The following is a 14,393-nucleotide window of genomic DNA, read 5'->3' as shown; positions in this document are numbered from 1 at the left end:
TATCGGGTTGGCAGTGTGGAGTTGCTGGTCAGGCATTGTCGGGTGGTGGTGGGGCGTGAATCCGTCATCCGGGCCGGATGAACGGCGCACGGCCGTACGGGGAAAGGTGCCCGTGAGCTGCCGAAGTTTGTCCCCCCGGCGGGTGTGGGGCAATTCCCCCGGGCCGCTGCGTCCGCCGGCGGATGGTCGGTGACCCCTGTCGCGCAGCGCCTTCCCCGGGTGCGGGCCACCCCGTTGACGAAGGGCGTCCGGCGCGTGGCCGGCCGGATCGGGTATTGACAGAAGTCACCGGATCTGCCGCGCCTGACAGGTATGAGCGATTCATGAATCGGCTGTGATGAACCTTCGCCCAGACCATGAGCGCAGGCCTTGTTGAAACACACCCCCGTCCAGCAGGTTTAAGTGGCGATCCGCACCACCGGGCCAAGCTGTGCGAGAGGGGACTCCCATGTCCGTCAATGCGACCGAAATCCTCAATGCCTTCTTCTTCGACGGTGCCGAGGCCCCGGCGGAGGGCGACCTCCGAATCGACGTCGTGGACAGCTGGACCACCAGCGACCTGGCGGCGGTCCGGCCCACCACCATCAGCTGGAGCGAGGCCCGGGCCGACACCGGCCGCTGACGCGGTGCGACCGGCACCGGCGACCACGAGCTGACGAGCGGGGGTACGACAGATGACGGACACCGAGCTGTGGGTGCGACGGTTCCACCCGGCGGACGAGGCGGCGACCAGGCTGCTGTGCCTGCCGCACGCCGGCGGATCGGCGAGCTACTTCGCCCGGGTGGCCAGGACGCTCGCACCCGAGGTCGACGTGCTCGCCGTCCAGTACCCCGGTCGCCAGGACCGGTTGCGGGAGCCGGGCCTCACCTCGGCCCACGAGATCGCGGACCGACTGGTGGCGGCGCTGCTGCCGCTGGTCGACCGGCCGGTCACCGTCTTCGGCCACAGCCTCGGCGCGACCATCGGCTTCGAGGTCGCGCTGCGACTGCGGCGGGCGGGCGTCGGCCCGACCGCGCTGTTCGTCTCCGGCAGGCGGGCGCCGCACCTCCACAAGGATGAGCGGACCCACCTGCGGGACGACGCCGGCCTGATCGCCGAGGTGCGCGCCCTGGCGGGCACCGACAGCGCGCTGCTGGAGGACGAGGACGTGCTGCGGATGGTCCTGCCGGCCATCCGCTCCGACTACGCGGCGGCCGAGACCTACGAGTACCGGCCGGGGCCACGCCTGGACTGCCCCATCGTCGCGCACATCGGCGACAGCGACCCGCGGGTGACCGTCGACGAGGCGAAGGCGTGGCGGGAACACACCGACGCGGCGTTCGACCTCGTCGTCCACCCGGGCGGCCACTTCTATCTCAACGACAACATGTCCGCGGTGCTGCGCAGCATCAGGGCGCACACCCGGTCGCTCAGCTCGGCCTCGCGCGGCGCCGTCACGGTCGCCCACGCCGAACAACCGGGGTGAGTCGCCGGTCGACCCGAGCCTCAGGAGTGTCCGGAGGTGACCCACATGGCACTGATCGAGAGAGAACACCTGCTGTCCGACCTCGCCGAGACGTACGCGACGGCGGCCGAGGGCCAGGGCCGGGTCGCGCTGGTCGACGGCGGCGTCGCCAGCGGGAAGACCCGACTGGTGAACGCCCTGGCCGAGCTGGCCGCCGACGACGGCGCACTCGTGCTGACCGCGGCCTGCTCGGTCGCGGAGAGCACGATCCCCCTGGGGGTGGTGGGACAGTTGTTCCACAGCCTCCGGGCCCAGACCACCTCGACCGACCACCTGCCGCTGCTGCGGCGGGACGCCGGGCCGGCGGTGGACCAGGGCGCCGCCACCCTGCGGCACGGTGACGGGCAACTGCTGGAGGACGTCTGCCAGGTCCTCCTCGACGCCGCCGCCGACCGGCCCCTGGCGGTGGTCGTCGACGACGTCCAGTTCGCGGATCCCCTGTCGTTGCAGGCGCTGCTCTACCTGCAACGGCGTATCCGTTTCGCGCGGGTGCTGCTCGTGCTGAGCGGGTGCGTCGGCGCGCGGCCCGAGGCGGCGGTGTTCCGGGCGGAGCTCACGCGGCAGCCGCACTGCCGCCACCTGCGGCTGCTCCCGCTGTCGCCCGAGGGCGTCGGCCAGCTGCTCGCCGAGCGGATCCGCCCGGAGGCCGCCCGGCGGCTCGCCGCCTCGGCGCACGCCGTCAGCGGCGGCAACCCGATGCTCGTGCACGCGCTGCTCGACGACGCCCTCACCGGCACCGACGGGGACGTCGCGCCGACGGTGGGCGAGTCGTTCGTGCAGGCCGCGCTCGCCTGCCTGCACCGCAGCGACCCCCGGCTGCTCGACGTGGCCCGTGCGCTCGCGATCGTCGGCCCGTCCGCCCCCGCCGACCTCGTCACCGGCCTGGTCGGGCTCTGCGCGGCGACCACCCGGCAGGTGCTCGGCGCGCTCACCGAGGCGGGCCTCACCCGGGGGCACTCCTACCACCATCCGGCCGTGCGCGCCGCGGTGCTCGACGACTGCCCGCCGCAGACGCAGTCGGCACTGCGCTCGCGGGCCGCGCGCCTGCTCCACGAGGACGGCGCGTCCGCCGCCGAGGTGGCCGCGCACCTGGTGGGCGTCGGCGAGCCGGTGGGGCCCTGGGCCACGCCGGTGCTGGTCGCGGCGGCCGGGGAGGCCGTCGTCGGCGGCGCCGTACGGCACGCCGCGGACTGTCTCGAACTCGCGCTGAGGTCCACCCAGGACGATCGCGAGCGGGCGGCCGTGGAGGCGGGCCTCGTCAGGGTGCACTGGCGCAGCGACCCCGAGGCGGTGCCGCGTCACCTGTCCTCCCTGGCGGAGGCGGCACGCGCCGGCCTCCTCGACGAGTCCGACACGCTCCTGCTCGCCCGGTCGCTCGCCTGGCAGGGCCGGTACGACGAGGCGGCGCAGGCGCTCGGCCGGGTCGGTGACCTCACGACGCACCCCGATCCGGACCTCGGGGCCGAGCACCTCGCCACCCGGGAGTGGCTGCGGCAGTGCCACCCGCACGGCGGCGACGCTCCCGGCGACCCCGGCCGGGACGCGGCGGTCGACCACGCCGAGGAGGTCCTGCAACGCGCCCGACCCGGTGACTCCCTGCTGGAGTCGGTGTGGCACGCGCTGCGGGTGCTGATCCGCGCCGACCACCTCGACCGTGCCGCCGACTGGTGCGAGAAGCTGGCCGAGGAGGCCGAGTCGCACGAGATCACGAGCTGGCGGGCGGTGCTGACCGACGTGCGGGCCGCGCTCGCCCTGTGCCGCGGCGACCTCGCCGCCGCCGAGCGGCACGCGCGCGACGCACTGGCCACGATGTCGTCCGCCGCCTGGGGCGTCGCCGTCGGCTCGCCGCTCGCGCACCTGGTGCTCGCCTGCACGATGACCGGGCAGCTGGCCGGCGCCGAGGCGGCCCTGCGGGAGCCGACGCCGGCCGCGATGCGCCGGAGCCTGTTCTGGCCGCAGTACCTGCGGGCGCGCGGCGTCTACTACGACGCCGTGGACCGGCGGCACGCCGCGCTCGCGGACTTCCAGACCACCGGGCAGCTGGTGGTGGGCTGGGGCGCCGACGACCCCTGCACGCTGCCGTGGCGGGTCGACCTCGCCCGGCTGTACGTGCGGATGGGGCGGGCGGACCAGGCCCGCAAGCTGGTCACCGAGCATCTCGCGCTGCCGGGCGGCGACGCCCCGCGGGCCAAGGGCATGGGTCTGCGGGCACTGGCGGCGGCGTACGCGCCCAAGCAACGCCAGGTGCTGCTGCGCGAGGCGATGGACCTGCTGCACGCCAGCGGGGACCGGCACGAGCTGGCGCACGTCTTCGCGGACCTGAGTCAGACCGGGCACGCCCTGGGCGAGTTCGGTCGCGCCAAGATGATGGGCGCACACGCCCTCCAACTCGCCGAGGGCTGCCACGCCGAGCTGCTGCGGCGCAAGCTCAAGCCGTCCGACGAGACCCTGGACACCGGGGTCGCCAGCGCGAAGGACGGGTTCGCCACGCTGACCGACGCCGAGCGCCGCGTCGTGAACCTGGCCGCCCGCGGGCACACCAACCGGGAGATCGGCGACCGGCTCTTCATCACCGTCAGCACCGTCGAGCAGCACCTGACGCGGGCCTACCGGAAGCTGAAGATCAGCACGCGTACCGAGCTGGTGCACATCGACCCGCCGAAGGGCGCGCGAGGCGCGCGACGCCGGCGTGTCGCCCCGGTCGGCTCGTCCTCCGGCGGCGACAAGGAAACCACGATGCGATCGGACACGCCATGACCGTTGCCGAGGACGAACAGGTCGGTACCCGGGAGCGCGCGCTCGCCCGGCAGATACTCGAACTGGTCTTCCGCTTCCGCCGTCTCGAGCACGCCGACGACCCGTGCGGGGCGCGGCCGTGCGACGCCTGCTTCGCCGTCCACGAGGACCGGGTGGGCCGCTACCTGCGCAGCGGCGAGCCGCTGCACTTCGTGCTGCCGGCGTTCCCCGCCAAGTCGCGCAACCCGGAGAAGGTGGTCGGGTCGCTGCCCGACCTCGGTGAGCGGATCTCCGTGGAGTTCCTCCAGTCCTTCTGCGAGCAGGTCAGCCACTACCACCCGACGGGCGCGCGCATCCTCATCTGCTCCGACGGCCACGTCTTCTCCGACCTGCTGGGCATCCCCGACGAGGACGTGACCGCGTACCGCAGCGAGCTGCAGCGCATCATCGACCAGACCGGCGCCTCCGCGGTGTCGATGTACTCGCTCGACGACGCCTTCGGGGCGATGCCCTACGACGACATGCGCCGGCTGCTGCTCGACGGGTACGCCACGCCCCCGGAGGAGATCCGCGCCGAGGTGCTCACCGACGTGGGCGCCCGGTCGCTGTTCAACGGCATGCACCGGTTCATGCTCGAGGACCAGGCCCCGCTCTACCCCGGCCTGAGCCGGACGAAGCTGCGCGAGCACTGCAAGGAGTTCGCCTACCAGATGATCCGGCGCAGCCGGGCCTGGGGAGACCTGGTCGGCACGAGGTTCCCCGACTCGCTGCGGCTGTCGATCCACCCGCAGCCCCGGCACGCCGAGAAGATCGGCCTGCACCTCATCCGCACCAGGGACAGCTGGCTCACGCCGTGGCACGGCGTCGTCCTCGACGACGGCGTCACCCTGACGCTGGTCAAGCGCAGCCAGGCCGAGAACGACCGGGCCTCGCTCGTCTGGCGCAACGGCCGGCCCAGCCACTACGTCAACCCCCACTTCCGGCAGGAGGAGATCGCGTCATGACCACGGCAGACGAGCTGCGGGTGCAGCGGGTGCCGCTGGCGCCGTTCGGCACGCTGGTGACGGCGCAGGACGACGGGGCCGACCTGCGGGACGTCGCGCCCGCGACGCTGGAGCGCTGGACGATCGAGTCGAAGGTGGTCGTGCTGCGCGGCTTCCCCCTGCTGAGCAGGGAGGACCTCGTCGCCTACTGCGAGAGCTGGGGCGAGGTGCTGACCTGGGACTTCGGTGCCGTGCTGGACCTGGTGGTCCAGGAGGACCCGAAGAACTACCTGTTCAGCCGCACCGACGTGCCGTTCCACTGGGACGGCGCGTTCGCGCGGGCCGCACCGCGGTACTTCCTCTTCCAGTGCGTCGAGGCGCCGGTGCCGGGCGGCGGTGGCGAGACGGTGTTCTCCGACAGCACCGACGTGATCCGGCGCGCCTCGCCCGAGCTGGTGCGCGAGTGGGCGGCGACCGAGGTCAGCTACCGCACCGAGAAGCTCGGCTACTACGGCGGCGAGACCGTGTCGCCCCTGCTCGCCACGCACTCGGAGACCGGCGAGACGATCATGCGGTACGGCGAGCCGCTCGACCCCGAGCGTTACCGCAACCCGGTGTGGGTGTCCATCGGCGGCAGATCGGCGCAGGAGGCCGAGCCGTTCATGGCCGACCTGCGCGACCGGCTGCACCACCCGGACGTCTGCTACCACCACGAGTGGGTCGACGGCGACATCGTCGTGGTCGACAACCAGGCGCTGCTGCACGGTCGCAACGCCTTCCGCGGCAACTCCTCCCGACACCTGCAGCGGATCCAGATCCTCTGACCACGGTCGGGGCCGCTCGCGGGCGCCACCCGAGGTCCTCAACCCCGAAGGAAGACACCATGACCGTCGACGAGGCGCGCACCGGCGCGTCCACACCGGCGCCCACCACCGCGCGGCGCCCGATCTACCACTCCATCCGCATCCGCCGGGTCGAGTTCCTGCCGGTGATGCTGGCCATCTACGCGATCCCGTCGCTGCTGTCGGTCGACGACCGGGGCACCCTGGCCTCGGTCCACTTCGCACTGGTGATCGTGATGGCGCTGTCCATCATGCACTTCATCGACATGACCAACGCGTACGCCGACCGTGACGTCGACGCCGTGTACAAGACGTGGCTGTCCCAGGCGGTGTACGGGCTGGGGCTGCGCAACGTCCGCTGGCAGATCGCCGCCACCGGCGCGGGCGTGCTCGCCCTCGCGGCCTACTTCACGTTCCGCACCGGGCACTGGGACATCCTGCCCCTGGTCGCGTTCACCCTCTGGATCGGCGCCCAGTACTCCATCCCGCCGGTCCACCTGAAGAGCTCCGGCGTGGGGCAGATCCCCGGCCTCGCCGCGGTGCTGATCTGGCTGCCCATGCTCGTCGTCGTCCGGTCCGTGCCCGGTGAGCTGTCGTGGCCGCTGCTGGCCGTGATCATCGGATTCGGGCTGAACCAGGTCGGCATCGTCATGGTCAACACCGCCGAGGACTGGCCGGAGGACGCCGCCTTCAACATCCGCACCTGCGTACGCGCGCTGGGCCTGTCCCGCGCGATGGCGGTCGCGAGCGGGCTGATCGCGGTCGGCGGCTCCACGGTGTGCGTGTCGGTGCTCGCCATCGGCGGCTTCACCTGGGGGGCCGTGCCGATGATCGCGGCCATCGCGTTCGCGCTGTGGCACGTGTCGGGAACCTGGCGCGGCGTACGCGGCAAGCCCCTCGCGGACGCGCTCGCGTTCCTGCGGCCGCGCGCGAAGCTGGTGCCGTTGCAGGTGGCGAGCACCGGGTGGGGAACCGTGATCGCCGCCGCCTTCGCACAGGCGAGCTGAATCCCCGTGGGGAGGGACACCATGGCGCAGGTCGTGCTGCTCGACGAACAGGGACGGCCGGTGGGCGCCACCGAGGGCGCAACGGTGCACCACCTGCGTACGCCGTTGCACCTGGCGTTCTCCTGCTACGTCTTCACCAGCGACGCGAAGCTGCTGCTCACCATGCGCAGCGACCGGACGCGTACCTGGCCGGGGGTCTGGACGAACTCGTGCTACGGGCACCCCGTGCCGGGGGAACCGGTCCCGGCGGCGGTGACCCGCACCGTACGCGCCGAACTCGGCCTGGCGGCGCCCGCGCCGGAGCTGGTGCTGCCCGCGTTCCGGTACCGCGCCGTGATGGACAACGGCGTGGCGGAGAACGCCGTGTCGCCGGTGTTCCGGGTGGTGACCGACGAGCGTCCGACGCCGGACCCGGCCGCCATCGGCGACTTCGAGTGGGTCGACTGGGCGGACTTCGTGTACGCGGTGGGCACGGGCGACGTCTCGGTGTCGCCGTGGTGCCGCCTGCAGGTCGCCGAGCTGATCGCCCTCGGCGACGATCCGACGCGTTGGCCCACGGCCGACGAGTGCCTCCTGCCCGGAGGGGCGCTGACCGCCACCGCCTGAACGGCGCCCGCCGGCGCGGTGCGGTCGGCCGTCCGCGGCCTGCACCGCGGTCGGCGGAGCCTCCGACGGCCGTCGCGCGCGTGGTCCCACGGCGTTCCGTACCCGTCCATCGTGGTGGGCACGGAACGCCGTCGGCCGTCGCCCTGGGCCTGCGCACCCTCTGCCCCGGTCACGACCCGGTATGGACGGTGGCCTGCACCGTGGACTTCTCGTCCTGCCGCCAGACCCGCAGCGTGCCGCCCGCGTCCCGTAGGCGATCGGCCAGCGCCGGCAGCCCGCTGGCGGCGACGTCGGGGCCGTCGTCGCCGGCGCCGTCGTTGACCACCGTCAGCCGCGCGGCGGACGCCTCGCGGGTGATCTCGATCGTGCACCAGCGCGCCTCGCCGTGGCGTAGCACGTGGGTGGCCGCCTCTCGCAGCACGGACACCAGCGGGCCGGTGAGCGCGGGCGGCAGGTCCTGCGCCGGCTGCGTCACCGTGCACCGTACGCCGGAGTTGCGCAGCACCCGGGCCACCGTGTCCGCCTGCTCCCGCAGACCGACGCTGCGGTAGCCGTGCACGGCCTCGCGCATCCGGGCCTGGGCGGCCGCCGCGAGCGCCCGCATCTCGGCGGTCTCCTTCCTGGTCCGCTCGCCGTCGACCAGTGCCAGCCGCGACGCCAGCTCGGCCTTGAGGACGATCGCCGACAGCTCGTTCGCGAGCAGGGCGTAGACGTCCCGGGCGCACCGCAGCCGCTCCTCGGCCGCCGCCAGGCGGGCCACGGCGTCGCGTCCCACCCGGGCCTGCGCCCGGAACGTCCAGAACCACAGGTGCAGCACGTTCCACATGGCCACGGAGAGCCCGAGCACCACGGTGACGGTCACCGTGTCGCGCACGGGGCCGCCGAGCCACCAGGCCGTCGCCGCGGCGACCAGCACCGTCGCGGCCATCAGGGTCGCCGAGTAGCGCACCGGCAATAGCAGCGGCGCCACCCCGACGAGCGCGGCGCCCACGAACGCCGAGGCCCGCCCCGGGGTGGCGCCGACCGGGCCGACGAGCGGCACGGACAGCACGGCGACCGTGGCGCAGCCGGCGAGCATCCGCCTGACCCCCGCCGCCGGCCACGGCACGACCGACCGGTACAGCGCCCCGACCAGCGCCATGACCAGGAGCAGAACGCCGACCGAGCCGAGCACGATCGCGCGTGGCTCGGGCTCGCGACGCATCTGCAGGGCGGCGAGGAACACGCATGCCGCGATCCCGCCGGCGGCGCCGGCCAGGATGCACAGCCTGGCCCGACGCATACCCGGCGCCGACAGGAAGCGGGCCGGGGCGGCGGGCCGGGTGCGGCCGGCGGGGCGGGTCCCGGTGGCCATCAGCGCCACGGCTTCCGGTGTACGCGTCGCGGGCCGGGCGGCGCCGGCCTGCCTGTCGCCGGACGCACCGACGCGGCCGAATTCGCGGTCGGCGCCGCCCGCCAGATTCCGGTCGGCACGTAACGCATGATATCGGTCACGCTCAGTTCGCGCCCGGGTGGCTCCGACCGAACCGTCGCCTCCTGGGGGCGACGCCACTCGGGCCTCCTCCCGGGGCGGGTCGTCTCGACGATCCGCACTGCCATCGATGGTCTCCGTCCGGTTTCGGTCGTTGCGTCGGGCGTGGACACCCGGCGTCCGCCGCCCCGCGGGCCGCCGGCCGTGCCCGGGCCTCGCCGCGGCGGTCGGTCATCCCGTCAGCATGGCGGTGGTGCCGCGGCGCGGCCCATCCGTCACGTGTCACGCCCGCCCCATGGAGAACTGCACGGGTGAACCGTGCGTTGGCGCGCCGCGGGAGGGGCCGGGGCGGCTCGGAAATTGCCCGTTCCATCGCCCCGAAATCGTTTCCGCCATCGCTCGGTAATTTGTGCGGCGGGGCGTGGCGATCGGTGGCGTACATGATTGCGGTCGATGGCTCGGCTCGGTAATTTGCAGTCACGAAATGCCTCTCCTCTCTGGAGGCTGTTGTGTCCTCATCCGTCGGAATTCTGGGCACCGGATCCTGGGTGCCCGCGCGAGCATTGCCGAACGAGGAAATCGCGCGCCGCGTACCGGGAGCGAGCCCGGAATGGATCGTGCGCAAGACCGCCATTCGTTCGCGCCGTTTCGCGGCGGCGGAGGAGGCCACGTCGGACCTCGCCGTACGGGCAGCCGGGCGCGCGCTGCGCGACGCGGGCCTCGGCATGGACCGCGTCGACTACCTCGTCGTGTCGACGTCGACCCCCGACCACCCGCAGCCGCCGACGGCCTGCCTGGTGCAGGAGCGTCTCGGCGCGTACTCGGCCGCGTGCTTCGACGTCAACGCGGTCTGCGCGGGATTCGTGCACGCCCTGGTCCTGGCGCAGTCGCTGGTGGCCGACCGGCCGGGCACCCACGCCCTCGTGGTGGGCGCCGACGTGTACTCGCGCATCCTGGACTTCGACGACCGGCGTACCGCGGTGCTGTTCGGCGACGGCGCCGGCGCGGCCGTCGTGGGGGCGGTGCCACCGGGGCGAGGCGTCGTCGAGTACGAGCTGGGCAGCAGGGGCGACGCCGGCGAGCTGATCCGGGTGGCGGCGGGCGGCAGCAGGCTTCCGGCGTCGGCGACGACCGTGGCCGAAGGCGACCACTTCTTCCGCATGCGCGGCCGCGGCGTCACCGAGCTCGTCCTGCAGGAGGTCCCGCCGTTCGTGGACAAGCTGCTGGCCAGGGCGGGAGTCGGCGCGGCGGACGTCGCGCACGTCGTGCCGCACCAGCCCAACGGCCTGCTCCTCGACGAACTGGTCCGCGCGTGCGGGCTCACCGCCGCGCACACGCACCGCACGGTGGAGGAGTACGCGAACTGCGGCAGCGCGTCGGTGCCGCTCACCCTCGACCACGCCAACCGCGCCGGGCTGCTCCGCGACGGCGACCTCGTCCTACTGCTGGGATTCGGCGGCGGGATGTCGTTCGGGGCGTGCCTGCTGCGGTGGGGCCGGGCGTCCGGTCCGGACCCCCGCGGTGACCGGTGAGCACGCCGGCCCGCCACCGCACGCCGGAGCCCGCGCCGCCCGCACGGGCGACGGGCCGCCCGGCCGACCCCCGTGCCGGACCAGACCGCCCGAGGGCGGCTCTCCGCCCCCTGCCCACCTGCACGCCAACCCTGTCGACACAGGACGGTTATCAATGAAGACCTTGACGAAGCTCGGCGCGTTCGCGCTCGCCCTGGTGCTGGTGCTCGGGAGCGCCTACACCGTCGGCCGCGTGGTCGGGCCCCCGCCGACCGCGGCACCCGCAGCCGCACCAGCGGCCAAGCCGGCCGCCGTGGCCGAGGAGTCCTCGTACGGCCTGACCCTCACCCACGAGAGCATGAACCTGAAGGTGATCACGGACAACGTCCGGGCGGGCACGAAGCAGACCTTCGCCTTCCAGATCCTGCAGCACGACGGCACGCCGCTGGTGAAGTACAAGCCGCAGCACGAGAAGCTGATGCACCTCATCGTGGCGCGGCGCGACCTGACGAACTTCCAGCACGTCCACCCGAACCTCGGCGCGGACGGCGTGTGGCGGGTGCCGCTGACCTTCGCGGCGGCGGGCGAGTACCGGGTCTTCGCCGACTACATGCCGCTGTGGGGCATCCACGGCGAGACGCTCGGGGCGGACGTGTCGGTCTCGGGCGACTACCGGCCGGAGGCGCTGCCCGCGCCGTCGACCACCTCGACGGTGGACGGCTACACGGTGACCCTCGGCGGCGAGCTCAAGCCCGGCAAGAGCGGCAAGCTGACGCTCAGCGTCGCGAAGGACGGCAAGCCGGTCACCGACCTGGAGCCGTACCTCGGCGCGTTCGGGCACCTGGTCGCGCTGCGCGACGGCGACATGGCGTACCTGCACGTCCACCCCGACGGCACACCGGGCGACGGGAAGACCGCTCCCGGTCCGGACATCCTGTTCCACGCCACCGCGCCCAGCTTCGGCGACTACCGGCTGTTCCTGGACTTCCAGCACCAGGGCGTCGTGCGCACCGCGTCGTTCACCCTGCGCGTGAACGGCCCCAACCCGCCGCCGCACGGCCTGACCGAGGAGGCCTTCGCGGCGGCCAAGGCCCGCAACGAGGAGGCCGTACGCAACGGCGGAGCCGCTGTCCCCGCCGACACGACCGGCGGCGGCACCGAGGGGGGCACCGAGCATGGCCACGGCTGAGAACCACCTGGAACTGCTGATCGGCGGCATGACGTGCGCGGCCTGCGCGGCGCGCATCGAGAAGCGCCTCAACTCGATCGAGGGGGTGGAGGCGACCGTCAACTACGCCACCGAGAAGGCGAAGGTGCTGGTCCCGCCCGGCGTCACGCAGGCGCGGGTGATCGCCGCCGTCGAGGAGATCGGCTTCACGGCCCGGCCGGTGAAGCCGCGCACGGCCAGAACCGAGAACCACCTCGAACTGCTGATCGGCGGCATGACGTGCGCGGCCTGCGCGGCGCGCATCGAGAAGCAGCTCAACTCGATCGAGGGGGTGGAGGCGACCGTCAACTACGCCACCGAGAAGGCGAAGGTGCTGGTCCCGCCCGGCGTCACGCAGGCGCGGGTGATCGCCGCCGTCGAGGAGATCGGCTTCACGGCCCGGCCGGTGCACCCGCCCGCCGCGCCGGCGGCGGACGCCGAGGATACGGCGGCCACCCAGGAGGCCGAGCACGACCGTGAGCTGCGCGCCGCCCGCCACCGCCTCTGGGTCGTCGCCGTGCTGGCGGTGCCGGTCATCGCGATGTCGATGTTCTCCCAGCTGCAGTTCGAATACTGGCAGTGGGCCTGCCTGACGTTGAGCGCGCCGGTCGTGGTGTGGGGCGCGTGGCCGTTCCACCGGGCCGCCTTCGCCAACCTCCGGCACGCCGCCGCGTCGATGGACACGTTGGTCTCGGTGGGCACGCTGGCCGCGTTCGCGTGGTCGCTGTACACGCTGTTCCTCGGCACCGCCGGCGAACCCGGCATGCGGCACCCGTTCCGGATCACCCTGGAGCGGACGCCCGGCGAGGGCAACATGTACCTGGAGGTCGCCGCGGGTGTGACCCTGTTCATCCTCTGCGGCCGGTACTTCGAGGCCCGCGCGAAGCGCCGCTCCGGCGCCGCGCTGCGCGCGCTGCTGTCGCTAGGCGCCAAGGACGTGACGGTGCTGCGCGACGGCGTCGAGGCGACCGTGCCGATCTCGGCGCTCGCGGTCGGCGACCGGTTCCTGGTGCGGCCGGGGGAGAAGGTGGCGACCGACGGGGTCGTGGAGGAGGGCTCCTCCGCCGTCGACGCGAGCATGCTGACCGGTGAGTCCGTGCCCGTCGAGGTGCGGCCGGGCGACGAGGTCGTCGGCGCCACGGTGAACGCCGGCGGACGGCTCGTCGTACGCGCCACGCGGGTCGGCGGCGAGACGCAGCTCGCGCAGATGGCCAAGCTCGTCGAGGAGGCGCAGACCGGCAAGGCCGCCGTCCAGCGGCTCGCCGACCAGGTGTCGGCCGTGTTCGTGCCGGGGGTGATCGCGCTGTCGCTCGCCACGCTGGGCTACTGGCTCGGCTCCGGGCAGCCGGCGGCGGCGGCGTTCACCGCGGCCGTGGCCGTGCTGATCATCGCCTGCCCGTGCGCGCTGGGGCTGGCGACGCCCACCGCGCTGCTGGTCGGCACCGGTCGGGGCGCGCAGCTCGGCATCCTCATCAAGGGACCGCAGGTGCTGGAGTCCACGCGGACCGTCGACACCGTCGTGCTCGACAAGACCGGCACGGTGACCACCGGCGAGATGTCCGTCGTGGAGGTCGTACCGGTCGACGGGGAGAGCGAGGTCGAGCTGCTGCGGCTCGCCGGCGCCCTGGAGAGCGCGTCGGAGCACCCGATCGCCCGGGCCGTCGTCGCGGGCGCGCGGGAACGGTGCGGGGAGCTGCCCGCCGTGGCGGACTTCGCGAGCGAGGCCGGCGTCGGTGTGCGCGGCACGGTCGACGGGCGCGAGGTCATCGTCGGCCGGGCGTCGCTGCTGGGCGCCTGGGCGTCCGAGCTGCCCGCCGAGCTGGCCGCCGCCAGGGCGACGGCCGACGCGGCGGGACGTACGTCGGTCATGGTCGGCTGGGACGGCGCGCTGCGCGGGATCCTCGTCGTGTCCGACCGGGTCAAGCCCACCAGCCGGACGGCGGTGGCGCAGTTCAGGCGGCTGGGCCTGCACCCGATCCTGCTGACCGGCGACAACGCGGCGGTGGCGGCGGCGATCGCGGCGGAGGTCGGGATCGACGACGTGGTCGCCGAGGTGCTTCCCGCGGGCAAGGTCGATCTGGTCAAGCGGCTGCAGGCCGACGGCAAGGTCGTCGCGATGGTCGGCGACGGCGTCAACGACGCCGCCGCGCTCGCGCAGGCCGACCTGGGCATCGCCATGGGCACCGGCAGCGACGTCGCGATCGAGTCGGGCGACCTGACGGTGGTACGCGGTGACCTGCGGGTGGTCGCCGACGCCATCCGGCTGTCGCGCCGCACCCTCGCCACGATCAAGGGCAACCTGTTCTGGGCCTTCGCGTACAACGTCGCGGCCATTCCGCTCGCCGCCAGCGGGCTGCTCAATCCGATGCTGGCGGGTCTGATCATGGCCGGCAGTTCGGTGTTCGTGGTGTCGAACAGCCTGCGGCTGCGCCGGTTCAAGGCGCTCGCGGGCAACGACCTCCCGGATCGGGCCGACACGGTCGAGGCGTCGCGCGCGGCGATGGTCACCGCTTCCTGACCCGTGC

The 14,393-nt window shown here is 73.4% G+C and carries 11 protein-coding genes and 1 pseudogene; 11 read left to right on the top strand and 1 reads right to left on the bottom strand.

Annotated elements, in window-relative coordinates:
* Window positions 1-448 precede the first annotated feature (448 nt).
* Genes V6U77_RS23590 through idi form a run of 7 tightly spaced genes read left to right on the top strand, consistent with a single transcriptional unit; the run spans window position 449 to window position 7,679 of the window.
* Complete coding sequence (locus V6U77_RS23590; protein ID WP_334608813.1) at window positions 449-622, top strand: hypothetical protein; 174 nt, start codon at window positions 449-451, stop codon at window positions 620-622.
* A 52-nt stretch (window positions 623-674) separates the two neighbouring features.
* A complete protein-coding gene (locus V6U77_RS23585) occupies window positions 675-1,466 on the top strand; it encodes a thioesterase II family protein (protein WP_334608811.1) in 792 nt (263 codons plus the stop codon).
* A gap of 45 nt (window positions 1,467-1,511) precedes the next feature.
* Window positions 1,512-4,262: a helix-turn-helix transcriptional regulator gene (locus V6U77_RS23580; protein WP_334608810.1), complete on the top strand. Its 2,751-nt coding sequence runs from the start codon at window positions 1,512-1,514 to the stop codon at window positions 4,260-4,262.
* Window positions 4,259-5,245, top strand: a complete 987-nt coding sequence (locus V6U77_RS23575) for an isocyanide synthase family protein (RefSeq protein ID WP_334608809.1) — start codon at window positions 4,259-4,261, stop codon at window positions 5,243-5,245. Before V6U77_RS23580 ends, V6U77_RS23575 begins: the two co-directional genes overlap by 4 nt.
* Window positions 5,242-6,048, top strand: coding sequence for a TauD/TfdA dioxygenase family protein (locus tag V6U77_RS23570; protein ID WP_334608808.1), 807 nt, complete (start codon window positions 5,242-5,244; stop codon window positions 6,046-6,048). Before V6U77_RS23575 ends, V6U77_RS23570 begins: the two co-directional genes overlap by 4 nt.
* A 59-nt stretch (window positions 6,049-6,107) precedes the next feature.
* The gene (locus V6U77_RS23565) at window positions 6,108-7,073 is read left to right on the top strand and encodes a prenyltransferase (protein ID WP_334608807.1); all 966 of its coding nucleotides are present in this window, start codon (window positions 6,108-6,110) and stop codon (window positions 7,071-7,073) included.
* Window positions 7,074-7,094: 21 nt separating this feature from the next.
* Complete coding sequence (idi, locus tag V6U77_RS23560; protein WP_334608806.1) at window positions 7,095-7,679, top strand: isopentenyl-diphosphate Delta-isomerase; 585 nt, start codon at window positions 7,095-7,097, stop codon at window positions 7,677-7,679.
* A 169-nt stretch (window positions 7,680-7,848) separates the two neighbouring features.
* Here the strand turns inward: idi and V6U77_RS23555 are convergent, their stop codons facing one another.
* Window positions 7,849-9,033: a sensor histidine kinase gene (locus tag V6U77_RS23555; protein WP_334608816.1), complete on the bottom strand. Its 1,185-nt coding sequence runs from the start codon at window positions 9,031-9,033 to the stop codon at window positions 7,849-7,851.
* A gap of 626 nt (window positions 9,034-9,659) precedes the next feature.
* Here V6U77_RS23555 and V6U77_RS23550 point away from each other — a divergent pair.
* From V6U77_RS23550 to V6U77_RS23540, 4 genes and pseudogenes are all read left to right on the top strand, one after another.
* Window positions 9,660-10,682 (top strand): 3-oxoacyl-ACP synthase III family protein, encoded by a 1,023-nt coding sequence (locus V6U77_RS23550; RefSeq protein ID WP_334608805.1) that lies wholly within the window; start codon window positions 9,660-9,662, stop codon window positions 10,680-10,682.
* A 154-nt stretch (window positions 10,683-10,836) separates the two neighbouring features.
* On the top strand, window positions 10,837-11,850 hold the full coding sequence (locus tag V6U77_RS23545) for a hypothetical protein (protein WP_334608804.1): 1,014 nt from the start codon (window positions 10,837-10,839) through the stop codon (window positions 11,848-11,850).
* Window positions 11,837-11,977, top strand: a pseudogene (locus V6U77_RS30100) (cation transporter); the annotation flags it as partial. The gene V6U77_RS23545 and the pseudogene V6U77_RS30100, both read left to right, overlap by 14 nt.
* 126 nt (window positions 11,978-12,103) lie before the next feature.
* Complete coding sequence (locus V6U77_RS23540; protein ID WP_442934491.1) at window positions 12,104-14,386, top strand: heavy metal translocating P-type ATPase; 2,283 nt, start codon at window positions 12,104-12,106, stop codon at window positions 14,384-14,386.
* Window positions 14,387-14,393: the final 7 nt, after the last annotated feature.

The sequence above is a fragment of the Micromonospora sp. CPCC 205546 genome, from assembly GCF_036902715.1.
In the GTDB taxonomy this organism is placed as follows: domain Bacteria; phylum Actinomycetota; class Actinomycetes; order Mycobacteriales; family Micromonosporaceae; genus Micromonospora.
Note: the sequence above shows the minus strand (reverse complement) of the source record. Positions and strands in the feature narration are given on the sequence as shown.

Bases quoted from the DNA above. Each gene is read 5' to 3' on its own strand.
- V6U77_RS23590 (WP_334608813.1), top strand. From the start codon at position 449: ATGTCCGTCAATGCGACCGAAATCCTCAATGCCTTCTTCTTCGACGGT.
- V6U77_RS23585 (WP_334608811.1), top strand. From the start codon at position 675: ATGACGGACACCGAGCTGTGGGTGCGACGGTTCCACCCGGCGGACGAG.
- V6U77_RS23580 (WP_334608810.1), top strand. From the start codon at position 1,512: ATGGCACTGATCGAGAGAGAACACCTGCTGTCCGACCTCGCCGAGACG.
- V6U77_RS23575 (WP_334608809.1), top strand. From the start codon at position 4,259: ATGACCGTTGCCGAGGACGAACAGGTCGGTACCCGGGAGCGCGCGCTC.
- V6U77_RS23570 (WP_334608808.1), top strand. From the start codon at position 5,242: ATGACCACGGCAGACGAGCTGCGGGTGCAGCGGGTGCCGCTGGCGCCG.
- V6U77_RS23565 (WP_334608807.1), top strand. From the start codon at position 6,108: ATGACCGTCGACGAGGCGCGCACCGGCGCGTCCACACCGGCGCCCACC.
- idi (WP_334608806.1), top strand. From the start codon at position 7,095: ATGGCGCAGGTCGTGCTGCTCGACGAACAGGGACGGCCGGTGGGCGCC.
- V6U77_RS23555 (WP_334608816.1), bottom strand. From the start codon at position 9,033: ATGGCCACCGGGACCCGCCCCGCCGGCCGCACCCGGCCCGCCGCCCCG.
- V6U77_RS23545 (WP_334608804.1), top strand. From the start codon at position 10,837: ATGAAGACCTTGACGAAGCTCGGCGCGTTCGCGCTCGCCCTGGTGCTG.
- V6U77_RS23540 (WP_442934491.1), top strand. From the start codon at position 12,104: ATGACGTGCGCGGCCTGCGCGGCGCGCATCGAGAAGCAGCTCAACTCG.